The 15,929-nt window shown below is 59.4% G+C and carries 13 protein-coding genes and 1 pseudogene; 8 read left to right on the top strand and 6 right to left on the bottom strand.

Annotated elements, in window-relative coordinates; all coding sequences use genetic code 11:
* Positions 1-44 precede the first annotated feature (44 nt).
* From L1C91_RS08285 to L1C91_RS08275, 3 genes are all read left to right on the top strand, one after another.
* Positions 45-1,631: a peptide ABC transporter substrate-binding protein gene (locus L1C91_RS08285; protein WP_234858853.1), complete on the top strand. Its 1,587-nt coding sequence runs from the start codon at positions 45-47 to the stop codon at positions 1,629-1,631.
* Positions 1,632-1,719: 88 nt separating this feature from the next.
* On the top strand, positions 1,720-2,556 hold the full coding sequence (locus L1C91_RS08280; protein WP_234858852.1) for an ABC transporter ATP-binding protein: 837 nt from the start codon (positions 1,720-1,722) through the stop codon (positions 2,554-2,556).
* On the top strand, positions 2,553-4,016 hold the full coding sequence (locus L1C91_RS08275) for a hypothetical protein (RefSeq protein WP_234858851.1): 1,464 nt from the start codon (positions 2,553-2,555) through the stop codon (positions 4,014-4,016). The genes L1C91_RS08280 and L1C91_RS08275 overlap by 4 nt, the downstream gene beginning before the upstream one ends.
* Before the next feature lie 138 nt (positions 4,017-4,154).
* Here L1C91_RS08275 and L1C91_RS08270 read toward each other — a convergent pair whose 3' ends face one another.
* Together L1C91_RS08270 and L1C91_RS08265 are read right to left on the bottom strand one after the other, a co-directional pair.
* Positions 4,155-4,655 carry a phosphoribosyltransferase gene (locus tag L1C91_RS08270; RefSeq protein ID WP_234858850.1) on the bottom strand — a complete coding sequence of 167 codons (501 nt, stop codon included), beginning with the start codon at positions 4,653-4,655 and terminating at the stop codon, positions 4,155-4,157.
* A 9-nt stretch (positions 4,656-4,664) separates the two neighbouring features.
* Positions 4,665-4,793, bottom strand: a pseudogene (locus L1C91_RS08265) (hypothetical protein); the annotation flags it as partial.
* Positions 4,794-4,879: 86 nt separating this feature from the next.
* Between L1C91_RS08265 and purT the strand changes: the two are divergent.
* On the top strand, positions 4,880-6,088 hold the full coding sequence (purT, locus tag L1C91_RS08260; protein ID WP_234858848.1) for a formate-dependent phosphoribosylglycinamide formyltransferase: 1,209 nt from the start codon (positions 4,880-4,882) through the stop codon (positions 6,086-6,088).
* A gap of 94 nt (positions 6,089-6,182) precedes the next feature.
* Here purT and L1C91_RS08255 read toward each other — a convergent pair whose 3' ends face one another.
* Positions 6,183-7,541, bottom strand: coding sequence for an FAD-dependent oxidoreductase (locus tag L1C91_RS08255; protein WP_234858847.1), 1,359 nt, complete (start codon positions 7,539-7,541; stop codon positions 6,183-6,185).
* 110 nt (positions 7,542-7,651) lie between these two features.
* Between L1C91_RS08255 and pta the strand changes: the two genes are divergently transcribed.
* Positions 7,652-9,061 carry a phosphate acetyltransferase gene (gene pta, locus L1C91_RS08250; RefSeq protein ID WP_234858846.1) on the top strand — a complete coding sequence of 470 codons (1,410 nt, stop codon included), beginning with the start codon at positions 7,652-7,654 and terminating at the stop codon, positions 9,059-9,061.
* On the top strand, positions 9,062-10,264 hold the full coding sequence (locus L1C91_RS08245; protein ID WP_234858845.1) for an acetate kinase: 1,203 nt from the start codon (positions 9,062-9,064) through the stop codon (positions 10,262-10,264).
* Here L1C91_RS08245 and L1C91_RS08240 read toward each other — a convergent pair.
* From L1C91_RS08240 to L1C91_RS08230, 3 genes are read right to left on the bottom strand one after another with little or no spacing between them, the layout of a single operon-like run.
* Entirely contained in the window at positions 10,234-10,776 is a 543-nt protein-coding gene (locus L1C91_RS08240; protein WP_234858844.1) for a hypothetical protein, read from the bottom strand. The genes L1C91_RS08245 and L1C91_RS08240 overlap by 31 nt on opposite strands.
* Positions 10,777-10,787: 11 nt before the next feature.
* On the bottom strand, positions 10,788-13,001 hold the full coding sequence (locus L1C91_RS08235; protein ID WP_234858843.1) for a serine/threonine protein kinase: 2,214 nt from the start codon (positions 12,999-13,001) through the stop codon (positions 10,788-10,790).
* Positions 12,998-14,236 (bottom strand): hypothetical protein, encoded by a 1,239-nt coding sequence (locus tag L1C91_RS08230; RefSeq protein ID WP_234858842.1) that lies wholly within the window; start codon positions 14,234-14,236, stop codon positions 12,998-13,000. The genes L1C91_RS08235 and L1C91_RS08230 overlap by 4 nt, the downstream gene beginning before the upstream one ends.
* Between L1C91_RS08230 and L1C91_RS08225 the strand changes: the two genes are divergently transcribed.
* Entirely contained in the window at positions 14,235-15,161 is a 927-nt protein-coding gene (locus L1C91_RS08225) for an ABC transporter ATP-binding protein (RefSeq protein ID WP_234858841.1), read from the top strand. The genes L1C91_RS08230 and L1C91_RS08225 overlap by 2 nt on opposite strands.
* The gene (locus L1C91_RS08220; RefSeq protein WP_234858840.1) at positions 15,161-15,916 is read left to right on the top strand and encodes an ABC transporter permease; all 756 of its coding nucleotides are present in this window, start codon (positions 15,161-15,163) and stop codon (positions 15,914-15,916) included. The genes L1C91_RS08225 and L1C91_RS08220 overlap by 1 nt, the downstream gene beginning before the upstream one ends.
* Positions 15,917-15,929 lie beyond the last annotated feature (13 nt).

The raw sequence follows: 15,929 nt of genomic DNA, 5'->3' as shown, positions 1-15,929 counted from the left end.
TTTAGACCGCTTGGTCTATATTGAATGAATAGGTAGGTACAAACATGAATGGAGCTAAAGCCATAGCGTTTGGCACTGCAGCACTCGCCCTGATCGGTTTGAGCGCATGCTCCACCGACACCGCCGACGAGGGCGCAACCGGACACAACTACGTCACCGCCTACGGCTGCGAACCGAAACGCGGACTCGTGCCCGCGGACACCAACGAAATCTGCGGCACCCGCGTAGTACGAAGCATCTTCGCAGGCCTCGTCAGCGTCGATGAAAAAGGCGACCCCCACAATGACCTCGCAGAGGATATCAGCCTCGAAGGTGACCGCACCTACCATGTCACCCTCAAAGACGGCCTCAAGTTCTCCGACGGTTCGCCGCTGACCTCCCACAACTTCGTCGACGCATGGAACTTCGCAGTCGCCAATGACCTGGTGAGCGCCAAGTTCCTCAAACCCATCAAGGGTTACGCAGATAGCGTCGAGAAGCTCGAAGGACTGAGCGTCCAAGACGACCGCCACTTCACCATCGAGCTCGGCCAACCCCAGTCAGACTTCCTGCTGGCCTTGTCCTACCACGCGTACTTCCCCATGCCGGACTCCGCGCTGGAAGACATCAAAGCCTACGGTGAGAACCCCATCGGCGCAGGCCCCTACAAGCTGGCCGATTGGCAGCACGACAGCACCCTGACCATCGTCCCGAACGAGAACTACACGGGCGAGTTCAAGCCACGCAACGACGGCATCAAGTTCGTCATGTACCCCAAGCTCGAATCCGCCTACGCGGACTTGCAGGCCGACAACCTCGACGTCCTCGACCAGATTCCCACCAACGTCTACGACACCTTCAAACAGGACCTCGATGGTCGCGGTGAGTCCCAGCCGGCAGACGTCGCCCAGTACCTTGGCATTAATTACAACTCCCCGCACTTCGGTAACACGGAGGAAGGCCGCCTGCGCCGCAAAGCCATCTCGATGGCTTTCGACCGCAAGGAGATCTCCGACAAGATTTTGGGTGGTGTGCGCGAGCCCGCCACCGAGTTCACCGCAGCCGTCAACAGTGGCTACTCTGCTGACATCCCCGGCCACGAATTCCTGGAATTCAACCCCGAGCGTGCACGTGAACTCTGGGCGCAGGCTGACGCCATCAGCCCCTACGAGGGTCAACTGAAGCTTTCCTTCAACGCCGACGCCGACCACCGCCCGTGGATGGAAGCCATCGCCAACCAGCTGCGTAACGAGCTCAAGGTCGATGCCGTCCTCAACCCCTACCCCGACTTCAAGTCAATGATTTCTGACGTTGCGGACGGCTCCATCGAAGGCATCTACCGCACCGGATGGTTCGGTGACTACCCGAGCCAAAATAACTTCCTCACCCCGATGTTCAGCACCGGCGGCGCGGGCAACGACGAGCTATACAACAGCGAACGTTTTGACGCCGCTTTGGCTGAGGCCAATTCCAAGCCGACTGTTGAGGAAGCCAACAAGGGCTACCTGAAGTCGCAGGAGATCCTGTTCGACGACATGCCGCTGATCCCGACGTGGTACGGCGCGGTCGCCGGCGGCTACTCCACCAAGGTCCACGATGTGACCTTCTCGTGGAACAGCTTCCCGCTGTACTACAAGATCACCAAGGACTAGTAGTACACGCGAGTCCAGCCCCGGGAGCCACCCCTGTTCGTGGAGATCCCGGGGCTTTCCTTATCCCTTCTTCTCTATGGTGGTAGTCATGACTGACTCAGCGTACTTCGACCCGTCCCCAGCCTCCGATGGCCTACCGGAGCAGTCGGGTGTAGACCGCTCGGTGCCCGCGCTTGCGTTGCGTGGTCTGAGTAAGAACTTCGGCACCCAGGTCGCCGTCGATGCGATTGACCTGGATGTGCCCCGGGGTAGTTTCTTCGGCGTGGTCGGCCCCAATGGTGCCGGTAAGACCACCGCCCTGTCGATGGCGACAGGACTGCTGCGCCCCGATGCCGGACAGGCGTGGGTGTGCGGTTATGAAGTGTGGCTAGACGCCAAGCACGCCAATATTGAGGCCAAACGCCGGTATGGCCTGCTCGCCGATAACCTTCCGGTCTTCGACCAGCTCACTGCTCGCGAGCACCTTAATTATGTCGGTTTGCTGCGGGGGATGGATCCGGAGGTCGTCACACAGCGCGCCGATTCGCTGCTGGATGCACTGGAACTGGCCGACACCAAGGGCAAGTACATTAGTGACTTCTCCGCCGGCATGACCAAGAAGATCCTGCTCGCGGGCGCTTTGTTGCACCGGCCGGAGCTGCTCATCCTCGACGAGCCCTTCGAAGCCGTCGACCCGGTGTCCGCAGACGTTATTCGTGCGATCCTGCACCGCTACGTCGACGCCGGCGGCACCGTCGTGATGAGCTCCCACGTGATGGAGTTGGTGGAAGGCATCTGCGACCACGTGGCCATCATCAACAAGGGCATTGTCGCTGCTACCGGCACCCTGGATGAAGTCCGGGCAGGGCATTCCCTCCAGGAGCGTTTTGTTGAGTTGGTCGGTGGCCGTGATATTTCCGGCACGGACCTGGGGTGGTTGGGATGACCAAGACCCTATGGAAGCTGCAGTGGACACTGTGGCTGCGCAGCTTTAAACGCAGCAAGACCCAAGTCATCCTCAATGTCATGTTGCTGATATATCTCGGGCCCGCGGTTCTTGGAGCGACCGCGTGGGTCGGGTGGGCTATGCACGAGGGGGTGACTGCTCGAGAGATCATGTGGCTGCCGCTTACCGGTGCACTTGTCTACATCTTGTTGGAAGTCATGTGGGCCTTCAGCGATGATCAGCTCCGCCCCGAAGTACTCGGCACATTACCCCTGACGCCGCGTCAGGTACTGCCGACGGTTATTGCCACGGCCCTGGTTACCTCCCGCGGCCTGGCGTACCTGTTGTTCACCGTGGGCACTATCGGCGCTGCGCTCATATTCGGCGGGGCACAGGGCGCACTGTTTGCGCTTATCAGCGTAGGAGCCTTCATCAGTGGCTTTCTAGCAACCCAGTGGCTGAGCTCGATCAGCATCCCCAACTGGCTGACAGCAGTGCTCATCCTGGGAATCTCATTTACACCCATGCTATTCCAAGCTTTCGACGTCAGCTTCGGCGACCTCAACCTATTTGGAACCAGCGTCCAGTGGCTACCCTTCGGCGGCTACACCACAGTTGTCGGGATCCCACTGTTCGCGTGGTTTTTGTACAAGGCGTTGGAAGAAGCCATGGCCGAACCCGCGCGCTCGCATTCCAAAAAAGCCAGCCTGAAAGGCAGTGAGCGCTTGCTGGTGCTGGGGGCCAAACCCACGGTTGGCGGGGCACTGTTTTCGCGCCAAGTGCGCTACTGGTGGCGCGACAGCAGGACGAAGAACTTTTGGCTGCTCCCCGTCATGGTCCTGGCGTTCATGTTCTTCGGGGCGAAATCCGATGTGAGCTTTTTGAAGTGGTACGGCCTATTTTTCGTCGCCACCGGATGCATGCAATCCAGCTCTAACATCTTCGGTCTCGACGGCCCCTCGAACTGGGTGCACATGACCGCAGGGGTTGAGCCTAAGACGATGTTCCACGCGCGAGCTGCGGCTACAGCTGTGCTGATGCTGCCAACATCACTGGCTTTTGTCATCGGAGCCGCGTTCCTCATGGACTTCAAGACGTGGTTAATTGCCACGGTAGCCGTCGTCTCCGTGATGATCATGAGCGGCGGTTTGGGTTCGATCTTTTCTGCGGTGATACCTTTTGCGGCACCCAAGCCAGGCGGAAACCCCTGGAAGAACGGCGGAAGCACCAGTGGTCGGGCCTTCGCCTCCGTCTTCGCTGGTATGGCAGCACCGTGGATCCCCCTGCTACCCGGCAGCGCATTGATGCTCATCAACCCCTTCCCAGGGGCAATACTGCTGGGTGCTGTGATCAGCCTGGGGATCGCCGCCGCTATCTACATCGCTGGCGTGAACTTCGCGGTGAAGAAACTCGACTGGCCGCGCGTGTTCGCATACGTCCGAAACTGGACATCGGTCTAAAAACCCCAGGGCATAAGTGCAAGGGGCGCGGAGCGGCTTATCGCCGTTCGCTACACTCGCTTGCGCTGGAGTCCGCTTATGCGGGCTCCAGCGGGCTCATAATCGCTCACGTCGACAAGTCCTCCGCGCCCCTGAGTCTTACTGTGCCTGGACGGGCTTTTCAGCAGACCAGGGGAAGACGATCCAATCGTCGGTGCGCTTCCACACGTAATCCGGGGAGATCTCGGAACGGGACTTACCGTACAACACGGCAGAGCGGCAGTCCGCGCCTTCCTGGGCCAGCAAATCCAGCACGAGAGCCAGCGTGCGTCCGGAGTCCGCGACGTCATCAACCACGAGAAGCTTCTTGTTGCGGATCGAATCCACATCCAGCAGAGGCTCCAATAGAACCGGATCAGGCAGGGTTTCCTCAACGTCGGTATAGAACTCAACGTTGATGGCATCGGAGAGCTTCACGCCCATTGCATAGGACAATGCGCCTGCGGGCAGCAAGCCACCGCGAGCAACGGCGATGATGATGTCCGGTTCGAAACCACTGTTGACGATCTGTTGGGCGAGCTCACGGGAGGCAACACCGAAGCCCTCCCACGTGAGGATTTCTTTAACTTCAAGGTCTGATGAGTCCGCGTGGTAAGCCATGGTGAAATCCTACCCCGTTGCGGGAATAGTCTCACGGATACGGTTCGCGGCCTCCACCATGTTGCGCAGGCAGGCCCGTGTTTCCTCCCAGTCGCGGGTCTTCAAACCGCAGTCTGGGTTGACCCACAGGAGTTCCGGATTCTCACCGGATTCCCTGAAACAACGTGCCCCGCAAACATAAAGTGAACCGAGCTGTCTACAAAATTTGGTCTAGACTTGTGTGCATGTTTACCCCTCGAAAGATCGGTACCCCTTTGTCGCCAACCGCAACCCGGGTGTTGCTCCTGGGCTCCGGTGAGCTAGGTAAAGAGGTGGCCATCGCTTTCCAAAGGCTTGGCGTTGAGGTGCATGCCGCGGATCGCTATTCGGATGCCCCTGCCCACCAGATTGCCCATTTCGCTTACACCCTGGACATGACGGACCCGGAAGAGGTCACGGCGCTGGTGGAAAAAGTCCGCCCGCACTTCATTGTCCCCGAGATTGAAGCAATCGCCACCGAGGCGTTGCGTGATTTGGAGGAAGCCTCCTTCACTGTCATCCCGACCGCGGAAGCAACGCAGTTGACGATGAACCGCGAGGGTATCCGCAGGCTCGCAGCCGAAGAACTCGGCCTTCCCACCAGCAACTACGCTTTCGCGGACAACTTTGAAGAGTTCGAGCAAGCGGTGGAAACCATTGGTATTCCCTGCGTGGTCAAACCGGTGATGAGCTCCTCCGGCAAGGGGCAATCCATCATCAAAAACACCGATGACGTCGCGTCGGCTTGGGAGCATGCGATTGCTGGCGGTCGCGTGAGTGCCAGCCGGGTGATTGTCGAAAGCTTTGTGGAATTCGATTACGAAATCACGTTGCTCACTGTGCGTTCCATTGATCCCGTCAGCGGGGAGGCCGCCACCTGGTTCTGTGAACCCATCGGCCACAGGCAGGACAGCGGCGATTACGTTGAAAGCTGGCAGCCCATGCCGATGAGCGACGAGGCCTTGGACAACGCTCGCAGCGTTGCGGCGCGCATTACGCGCGCCCTGGGCGGCCGTGGTGTGTTCGGTGTTGAGCTGTTTATTTCTGGTGACGAGGTCTACTTCTCTGAGGTCTCCCCCCGACCCCACGACACTGGGATGGTCACGATGTGCTCCCAGCGCTTCAGCGAGTTCGAATTGCATGCCCGAGCAATCCTGGGCCTGCCCATCGATGTCACCGTCACCTCACCAGGTGCATCCGCTGTTATCTACGGCGGAATAGAAGCCAAGCACATCAGCTACGAGGGCGTTGCAGAAGCGCTGTCCATCCCGGAATCCGAGGTGCGCCTGTTCGGCAAGCCAGAAGCCCATGTGCGCCGCAGAATGGGCGTGGCACTAGCTACCGCAGAAGACATCGACACTGCTCGAACGCGGGCGACTCGCGCCGCCGCGGCAGTCACTCCGGTAAAGGCCTAAGAGCAAAAAGCTTTGTAAAAAGGACGATGGGGCTGCCCGGCATAGGGCAGCCCCATCGTCATTAACGTCTATCCAGTGCGAGGGTGCGCGGCGATTAGCTGCGGCTGTGGCGCACCATCTCTTCCCACTCGACGACCTTCTTGCGTTCGCGGCCCTCAGCCTCGCCGCGCTCACGCTCGACGGCGTCAAGCTTGTGCCAACCCTCCCAGGTTGTGTACTCGATGCCCTTACCCTCGAGGAAACCGATGACGGCATCCAACTCGGGCTGTGCAGGAGTGGGCAGGTTGCCCGCGGCGTCATCGGCAAGCAACATCTCGATGGTTTCCTTCGCATCGCCCTTAGTGTTGCCAATCAGACCAACGGGACCTCGCTTGATCCAGCCAGTGGTATACAGGCCAGCGATCGGGGAGCCGTCAACACCGTCAAGCACATGCCCGCCATCGTTGGGAATAACCGCAGCCTGGTCGTCGAAAGGCACATCGGTGACAGCATCGGATCGATAACCAACCGCGCGGTAAATCGCCTGCACAGGCCAGGTGTTGAACTCGCCGGTACCGACGACACCACCCTTGCCGTCCAGCTGCATACGCTCGGTCTTCAAACCCGCAACCTTACCGTCTTCCCCAATGACCTCCACCGGGGATTCAAAGAAGTGAATGAACAGCTTGTGCGGCGCGCCCTTGGGGTCGCGGATGGCGTACTGCTCCAAGGTCTGGCACACCAAATCCTGCGACTTGGATTCGCGCCGGGCTGCTTCGGAGGCTTCGTCGTAGTCGATGTCCTCGGGGTTGACCACAACTTCAATGGTGGGGGAGTGGTCGAGCTCCTTGAGCTCCAGCGGGGTGAACTTCGCCTGGGCGGGCCCCCGACGGCCGAAGACGTGCACCTCGGTGGCCTTATTGGTCTTGAGTGTTTCGTACACATTGTCGGGAATCTCCGTGACGTGCAGTTCCTCACCGGTTTTGGCGAGAACGCGCGCGACGTCAAGACCCACGTTGCCCACGCCGATCACGGCAACTTTTTCTGCAGACAGGTCCCAGGTGCGGGGGAATTCGGGGTTACCGTCGTAGAAACCAACGAATTCCGCAGCGCCGTGGCTGCCCTCTAGGTCAATGCCGGGAATATTGAGGTCGCGGTCGGCGGTCGCACCGGTGGCGAACACGACGGCATCGTAGAATTGCTGCAGCTCAGAGACGGTGACATCTTTGCCGACATCAACGTTGCCGAGCAGGCGAAGCTCGGGCTTTTCCATCACCTTGTAGAGCGCGTTGACAATACCCTTAATTCGGGGGTGGTCGGGGGCGACTCCGTAGCGAATTAGACCGAAGGGAGCAGGCATACGCTCAAAAAGATCGACGCGGACGTCGCGGTCGGACTTCATCAAAAGGTCGGAGGCGTAAATCCCGGCTGGGCCGGAACCGATGACAGCAACACGCAATGGACGCACAGACATTCCTTATGGTTCAAAAGATAGGGTTTGCTCTCAATGCTTACACACGCAGGCACCAAACAGCTAAACTTGTTCGATGTATCACAAAAGCCCTGCGTGGCGAGCGGCCGCACATGATGGAAGGACCAACCTTGAGCGCTAACTCCGTGATCTTCACGTCGATCGGACGCACGTGCAAGGGGGTGGACGTCGCGGGCCTTGCCCGGGCGTTGGGCCTCACACACAAATCACTCGTCGCGGGCGAGGTCAACTCCTTGGCCGCGGTGATCGCTGCGGAGCCCCTGAGCGAGCCCTCCCTTTTGCAAGGCACTGGCTCTCTGGACTTCGACGCCAAGGCAGCCGCAGCACTGGGCGTTCCCCTGCTGCTGTTGGTTGCAGAGGACATCGACGCCCGCGTGGCCTTGTCCTACGAGCACGCGGAAGATCTGGGCGCGGTGATCGCAGGTCACGTGACTGCCGCAGAGCTCGACAATCTTGATGATGCCGCGACGCTCGAGCGCATCACGGAACTCACGCGCACCCCGGCTGACGTGGTGATGAATGCTGTGACCTTCGAGCACTGGTTGCTTAAAGAGGCCGCCCAGCACCGCGCGCACATCGTGCTGCCGGAAGGCGATGATGACCGCATTTTGACCGCGGCGTCACAACTGCTCGCACAGGATATTTGTGAGCTGACGATCTTGGGTGATCCTCAAGCCATTGAGGCGCGTGCCGCAGAGCTGGGTGTCGACCTTAGCCGCGCGCACCTGAAGGACCCAGAGACCGACCCTCAGCGGGAGGAATTTGCCCAGCAATTCGCCGAGATGCGTAAGGCGAAGGGGCTGACGCTGGAAGAAGCCCGCGAAACCATGCGGGATATTTCCTACTACGCCACCATGATGGTGCACAACGGCCTGGCTGATGGCATGGTGTCGGGTGCCGCGCACACAACCGCGCACACCATCAAGCCTTCCTTCCAGATCATCAAGACCGCCCCCGGTGCCTCGGTCGTGTCCTCGATCTTCCTGATGGTGCTGCGCGGCCGCCTGTGGGCGTTCGGTGACTGTGCGGTCAACCCCAACCCCACCGCGGAACAATTGGGCGAGATCGCTGTGGTGTCCGCCCAGACCGCAGCGAAGTTCGGTATCGACCCGCGCGTCGCCGTGTTGTCCTACTCCACCGGTACCTCCGGTAGTGGCCTCGATGTGGACCGTGCCGCGCGCGCAGTGGAGATCGCCCGCGAGCTCGACCCGGAGCTCAAGGTTGATGGGCCGCTACAGTTTGACGCCGCGGTGGACAAGGGCGTTGCGGCAAAGAAGATGCCCGGCAGCGAGGTTGCGGGCCAAGCAAGCGTGTTTATCTTCCCCGACTTGGAGGCCGGCAACATCGGCTACAAGACCGCCCAGCGCACCGGCCACGCGCTGGCCATTGGGCCGATCCTGCAGGGTTTGAACAAGCCGGTCAATGACCTATCCCGTGGCGCTACTGTGCCGGATATTGTCAACACTGTCGCGATCACCGCTATTCAGGCAGGTGGGCGTTAAATGGCACTCGCTCTAGTGTTGAACTCTGGTTCAAGCTCGATCAAATTCCAGCTGGTGGATCCCACCTGTCACGCCACTGATACTCCCTTCGTTTCTGGTTTGGTGGAGCAGATTGGCGAACCTCAGGGCAGCATCACCCTGAAGTACGACGGGAACAAGTACACCAAGCAGGCGCCGATCCCGGACCACTCCGTCGGGTTGGATCTTGCGTTTGAGTTGATGAATGAGCACGGCTGCGGCCCCCGCGACGTCGAAATCGCGGCGGTCGGCCACCGTGTGGTGCACGGCGGTATTTTGTTCAGCCAGCCAGAGATCATCACCGATGAGATCCTGGACATGATCCGCGACCTTATCCCGCTCGCGCCTTTGCACAACCCAGCGAACATTGATGGCATTGAGGTCGCCCGCCGAATCTTGCCGGATGTGGATCACGTCGCTGTGTTCGATACTGGTTTCTTCCATTCGATGCCACCTGCCGCAGCGCTCTATGCGATTAACGCTGACGTCGCGATCAACCATGGGGTGCGCCGTTACGGTTTCCACGGCACCAGCCACGAGTATGTTTCCAGCCATGTGCCGGAGATGCTGGGTATGCCGGCGGAGGCGGTCAACCAGATTACCCTGCACCTAGGTAATGGTGCCTCTGCGGCGGCGATCCGTGGTGGCCGCGCGGTGGATACATCGATGGGCATGACCCCACTGTCTGGTTTGGTGATGGGCACTCGCTCGGGTGATATTGACCCGGGTATTGTGTTCCACCTTCACCGCAGCGCGGGCATGAGTATCGACGAGATCGATAAGCTGCTCAACCGCAAGTCCGGCGTGAAGGGTCTATGCGGGGTTAATGACTACCGCGATATTGAGCGCCTGATTGCGGAAGAAAACGAAGACGCTTGGCTTGCCTACAACGTCTATATTCACCAACTGCGCCGTTATATCGGCAGCTACATGATTGCGTTGGGCAGGGTTAACGCCATTACCTTCACCGCTGGTGTGGGCGAGAATGCAGCCAATGTGCGCGCGGATGCCCTGTCGAATTTGGAGGGCTTCGGCATCAAGATCGATCCAGAGCGCAACGCCCTGCCCAATGAGGGCGCGCGTGAGATCTCGACTGATGATTCCCAGGTGAAGGTCTTCGTGATCCCCACCAATGAGGAGCTAGCGATTGCTCGCTATGCGGTGAAGCTGGCTTCGAACTCGTAGTACAAAGGATCAGGCCCGCTTACCGCTAACCCGTTGGGCGAAATGTGGAACATGGCCGGGTATGCGGGCACCTCGAAAGTAGAGGACCCGAGGTCGGAGTACGAGACGTCGGCTTCCCAGCTGCCGCCATCGAAGTAGCCGCGGTAGTACAAACCACCAGATTGTCCGACTCTGCAGATCGTCATGTAGTTGCCGTGGCCCTCAGCGGCGAACACCCAGGTGTCGTTGCTGTTGCAGCTGGCGCCGGGGTATCCGGACCATCCGTGGTCGCTCAGGTTGGAGGGGCGGCCACTATCTTTTTTCTGCGCCATTGTGGTGCTGGTGGTTTGTTGGGGTGTTGGCTTTTGCACGATTGATGACGCCGTGGATGTCACTGTTGTCGTCATCGTCGCAGATGCCTTGTCGGCGGTGCTACCCGGCTTGTTTTGAAACACAACAAAGCCGAACGCGCCGATTGCGCAGATGGTGGCAACGACGGCGAAACCTAGAAGACCCCACAAAAAACGGTTCATGGGTTTCTATTTTAAAACCATGTTCGTGGTCGCACAGCATTAGCCATGTCGACTAGTGCGTAGCGGTGGCGTGGGAAGGGGGCGTTTCTTGCGAGCAACCGCAGGGAATGGGCGAGCTCTTCACGTAGTCCATGCTGAGTAAATGGGGCGTCGAACAGTTCGCCACTGCTGGCGGCTGCGTCCAAACCTGTGGTGCGCAACCAGTTGAGTGCGGCGAACATCACTGCAATTTTCAGTTGCAGTAGGCGTGGTTCGTTGGTGGGAATTTCTTCCAAGCGGCGGGCCGCACGCCGGATGCGGGATTCGGACGCGTCCGTACCGGTGATCAATTGCACGATGGTGGTGAGTTTCGCCATGCGCTGGTGCCTGGATGCCTGCGGTACGCGGTCCAGTGCTGCGACCGCTGCTTCTACTTGGTCCTCTGCCATTAGTTGGCGTGCAAACCCAAATGCCGAGGACACGGTTGTAGGGTTGGTTGCCCACACCACTGCGTAGAGCTGCATGGAGTGGAAGCGAAGCGCCATCGGATCATCGGTCACATGCCCCCATGTTGGGTCCATAAATTCGAAAGCCTCAGAGGGGACTTCTTCGATGGAGTCCATGCTGGCAGCGGTCAGAATATCGGGCGACAACAGGGATTCTTCGCTTAACAGTATCAGTTCGTCGACAGCGGCGAGGGCGAACTTTGGCGCAGATTCTCCGGGCAGCATGTTTAGCACCTCCGCAAAGAAGCGCTGGGCGGCCGGAAAATCCTCAAGCAGTAGGCTGGTGACTCCCGAATACCATTGATGCCGCCAGTCGCGACCCAACCGTGGCTCCAGCGATTGCAGCCACTGCTGTGCTTCTACCGTAAAACCGAGATCGAGCAGCGCCCTCACAACACCGAGCGGGATCTCGACACTCCCAGCAAATTCTTGGGAGTCTATTGCTGTGCGTAGCGCTTCGAGTGTTTCTTGGGGTTCTGCGTAGGAAGATCCGCTGAGCAGTCGCGCGCCGGGGTCCTTATGGTCAATCAGCGGCACGGGCAGGGCCGAGACCACCTCGGGTGCGGTGATGGTGACCCGGCGGGCGATACCGTCGACCAATTGATCGGTGCGAAACACCACATGTTTGGTGCCGAAGGTCGTACGCTGAGGGGAAAACAGCGAGTACTGCGCCGGGAAGTGCCTGCCGTCCCGCAAGGCCAGGATTTCGCGCAGAACACCGTAGAGCTGGTTGCGGAGCTCATTGATCGTGGAAAATCGACGCGAAGGGTCGGGGTCTGTTGCCCGCAGCAGGAAGCGGTACAGGGCAAGGTTGCGGCGCAACATTGGCACGTCGGTGGGGGAGGGGATTCCCGGGGCATAAGCCCCATCTACTACCGGCAAACCACAGGTCAGAGCCGCAAGAGTGCGGCCAACGGTGTAAACATCCGAGGCGACGGATGGGCCCTCTTTAGCGACCTCCGGCGCTTGGAAACCCTTGGTGCCGTAGATGAACCCGAAGGCGCCGATGCCGGTCACCGCACCCAAGTCAATCAACTTCACCTGGTCTTCGGAGACAATAATGTTGTCCGGCTTAAGGTCGTTGTACACCACCCCACGGCTGTGCAGGTATTCAAGGGCGGGCAGGATCTCCAGGATGTATCCGATGGCCACATCGACATCCAAACGCCGACCTTTCAGCGATGGCCCGCCCACATACTCCATGACGATAAAGCCACCAGGCACCCGAGGATCATCAACAAAGTTAAAAATCTTGACGATCTCCGGGTGGGTAATATCCGCCAAAAACTCCCGCTCGGCCTGAGCAATGTGGGCGGCCCCATCCAACATGCCCTTCAACACAACCCAGCGTTCGGACACGTTGCGGTCAACAGCCAGGTACACCCACCCCATGCCACCATGGGCGATGACGCCGCGGATAACGTACTGCCCCGCAACAATATCGCCGGGCTTCAGCACGGGCGGCTCAAAACGCGGATCCGGTTGGACCACAGCATCTTCCGGGTCCTGCAGCGGAATGAACGGCAACTCCACCATTCCGTCGGCGACCAGGCGCGCAGCACGCGACGTCGTTCTTCTCTGTTTAAATGTGTTGAGCGCGGCCTGGTGATTATCTAAACCACTGACCAGCTGATCGAGCTCGTCCTCATCATCGGCGAAAGGATCAAAAGGTACAGCCGCCGTAGCCGCAGTCGGCCCGGGATCCGCAGCATTCGGTCGAGTCACGTTGCTGTCTGTCATAGGTACTCCTGCAAACGAGGCCTGATGCCCAACCACAGAGCCAACACTGATGCCAGCGACAGCACAAACACGACCGCGCTGACCACCCGGCTGGCGGAAAAACCAACATTGAAATAACTGCGCAGTTCCTGGCGGGCGTTGCGCATGAGCTCGGCAACATTGTCATCCACCGACTGATAAGCCGCGCCCTGTGCCACCGTGCCACTGAGCTTCAACGGGTGAGCCTGCTTCCACTGTTCCACCGCCGAGCGGGCTGCCTCGAGGCGCTCGGCATTCGTCGGGGTTTCCGCCAAATCAGAACGCGCATACACATCCAAAGCGTAGGAAATACGCTGCATATCGTAGGTAAAAGTGTCGACGGTGGTGCGCTTTTCAACAATCAAACCGAGGGTCTCATCGGTGCGGGCCTGCTGAGCGTACACCCGGGCGTTGGTCAAAGCCTTCAACGGGTCAGAGGCCTCCTCGAAGCCTTTCACACCAGCATTAAACGTCATCCAATTGGACACACCCACCCACAACAAAGCGGTCGTCATCATGACCGTCGCCGCCGCAAAACCCTTATTGAGTCGGCGATTAGTGCGCCATGCCAAGAAAACCTGGGCCAAAAGCAACATGCCCACGGCAACAACCAAACCAGAAATCGGCACCCACTGGGGGTGCGTCAACGCCACCTGATCATCAGAGACCTTACGGTTGGTGCGCACAAACAAGGCCTCCGCAGTGGGAAGAATGGTGGTACGCATCAACGCAGTCGCATCCGACATTTCCGCGGTATCATCCAGAGCCTGCGCTCTGGCAACCATCGCCGAATACACCGGCAGCTGCTGCTGAACCTCCTGCACCAACGCCATCGTCTTCGCGTCGTCCGGATCCTGGGTGTCCAAACCACCTGCAACATCAGTGGCTGCCTCCACAGCGTGACGCAACGCGACGTCATAATCCGCAGCATCCTCACCAACAAATGCGGTGGTGGCTGACATATCGGCCACCGACAAGGACGAATACAAACGGTGGGCAGAAAATGCCGTGGGTTCAGTGGTGGAAATCAAAACCCCCATGTCATGACGCCGCGCATCCGACGTATTCGCCATAGAGACGCCGGCAGCCAGAATCCCCACCGTGACAATCACGGTGACCAGCATCATCAAACCAGGCGAGGTCGCTAAGAAACGAAGCCCTCGCAGGCGGCGCCGCCAAAAGTCCAGCATCACACCATCATATAAGGTAAAAGTCATGATTGAAGTCGAAGGGCTTACGAAAACCTACCGCGCCACCCGAGCCGTCGATGACCTGAGCTTCCACGTCAGGCCAGGGATCGTCACAGGATTCCTCGGGCCCAACGGCGCCGGAAAATCAACCACCATGCGCATGATCCTCGGGCTCGACCGGCCCAATTCCGGTACCGCAACAATCAACGGCGTGCCCTACAACAAACTCAGCAACCCCCTGCACACCGTAGGCGCGCTGCTGGACGCGAAGGCGGTGCACCCCAACCGCAGCGCACGCAACCACCTGCGATGGATCGCTCACTCCGCAGGCATACCCACCAGCCGCGTCGATGAGGTTCTCGCCCTCGTCGGCCTCGAAGAGGTAGCCAAAAAACGCGTGGGCGGGTTTTCACTCGGCATGGGGCAGCGTCTGGGGCTTGCCCAAGCACTCTTGGGGGATCCCGAGGTGCTCATGCTGGACGAACCCGTCAATGGCCTCGACCCGGAAGGCATCCTGTGGGTGCGCAACTTCCTCAAAACCCTTGCCAGCGAAGGCCGCACCATTTTCGTCAGCTCCCACATGCTCAGCGAAATGGCACTGACAGCCGACGAGCTAGTGGTCATCGGCCGTGGCAAGCTCATCGCCCAACAGCCCACGTACGAATTTATTAAAAACAGTGCGCACTCCTCGGTGGTTGTTCGCACCCGCGAACCCGAGCACCTCGAACCACTGGCCAGCGCCTTTGAAGAAGAGCAATTCAGCTTCACCCGCGGCCAAGATGAGGAAGGCCGGCACACCCTCGTGGTCAACGGCAGCAGCGGCGAAGACGTCGGCGGACTCGCCTTCTCCGTGGGCATCCCCCTAGCCGAGCTAAGCACCCAACACGCCAGTCTCGAAGAGGCTTTCATGGCATCCACGAGCGATTCCGTCCAGTACCAAGGAGAGCACTAATGCGCACATTTCGAGCCGAATGGACAAAGCTGCACACCACGGCCTCGCTGTGGTGGACAACCAGCCTGTTTTTGTTCTTCTCCTTCCTATTCCCCCTCATCCAAATCACGATGACTGACAAGGATGCACCCGGGGCCGCGCTTGGCTTTACCCCGTCGAACATGCTGATGGGCATGACCGCCGTAGCCATAGTCGTCATCATCATCCAAGCGGTCATGGTGGTCACCACCGAATACCGCTACGGTGTTCACACCGTGACATACACAGCCACACCCCAACGGTGGAAAGTCCTGGCAGCCAAGCTGTTCCTCTACGCCACCTACGCCGCGGTGTTGTCTTTCCTAGCAACCGTGGTCGTGTTCGCTGTCGGACGCCTGATGCTCGGCTCAGAGTACGGTGCGGCGCTAGAATTTGGTCTCGACGCCGTGCAGGAGCAGCTGTGGAAGGTGCCGTTGACGGCAGTCATGATGGTCGTCCTCGCCATGGGCGTTGGAATGCTGGTTCGTCAAAGTGCCGGCGCCATCTCCATCGTTTTGGTGTGGTACCTCATGCTCGAAGGCTTGCTGAGCATGCTGCCGAAGATCGGTAAATTCTTCGCACGCTTCGGCCCCATCACCAACTTCAATGCCTTCATCAATGACTCCCCCATCTCGGACGCGCCGTGGGAAACCACAGGCTCACTGGTGTACTCGGTGGTGGTCTTCTTTGTGATCCTGCTGCTGGGCATGCTGCTGATCAACAAACGCGACGTCTAAACTGCGTCGCCCC

It is taken from the genome of Corynebacterium argentoratense (assembly GCF_021491455.1).
Lineage (GTDB): Bacteria > Actinomycetota > Actinomycetes > Mycobacteriales > Mycobacteriaceae > Corynebacterium > Corynebacterium argentoratense_A.
The sequence above is the reverse complement of the archived record's forward strand: the minus strand, read 5'-3'. Positions and strand labels throughout refer to the sequence as shown.

Coding starts and splice junctions, on each gene's coding strand:
- purT (WP_234858848.1), top strand. CDS start 4,880: ATGTTTACCCCTCGAAAGATCGGTACCCCTTTGTCGCCAACCGCAACC.
- L1C91_RS08225 (WP_234858841.1), top strand. CDS start 14,235: ATGATTGAAGTCGAAGGGCTTACGAAAACCTACCGCGCCACCCGAGCC.
- L1C91_RS08235 (WP_234858843.1), bottom strand. CDS start 13,001: ATGACAGACAGCAACGTGACTCGACCGAATGCTGCGGATCCCGGGCCG.
- L1C91_RS08270 (WP_234858850.1), bottom strand. CDS start 4,655: ATGGCTTACCACGCGGACTCATCAGACCTTGAAGTTAAAGAAATCCTC.
- L1C91_RS08280 (WP_234858852.1), top strand. CDS start 1,720: ATGACTGACTCAGCGTACTTCGACCCGTCCCCAGCCTCCGATGGCCTA.
- L1C91_RS08220 (WP_234858840.1), top strand. CDS start 15,161: ATGCGCACATTTCGAGCCGAATGGACAAAGCTGCACACCACGGCCTCG.
- L1C91_RS08245 (WP_234858845.1), top strand. CDS start 9,062: ATGGCACTCGCTCTAGTGTTGAACTCTGGTTCAAGCTCGATCAAATTC.
- L1C91_RS08275 (WP_234858851.1), top strand. CDS start 2,553: ATGACCAAGACCCTATGGAAGCTGCAGTGGACACTGTGGCTGCGCAGC.
- pta (WP_234858846.1), top strand. CDS start 7,652: ATGATGGAAGGACCAACCTTGAGCGCTAACTCCGTGATCTTCACGTCG.
- L1C91_RS08230 (WP_234858842.1), bottom strand. CDS start 14,236: ATGACTTTTACCTTATATGATGGTGTGATGCTGGACTTTTGGCGGCGC.
- L1C91_RS08255 (WP_234858847.1), bottom strand. CDS start 7,541: ATGTCTGTGCGTCCATTGCGTGTTGCTGTCATCGGTTCCGGCCCAGCC.
- L1C91_RS08240 (WP_234858844.1), bottom strand. CDS start 10,776: ATGAACCGTTTTTTGTGGGGTCTTCTAGGTTTCGCCGTCGTTGCCACC.
- L1C91_RS08285 (WP_234858853.1), top strand. CDS start 45: ATGAATGGAGCTAAAGCCATAGCGTTTGGCACTGCAGCACTCGCCCTG.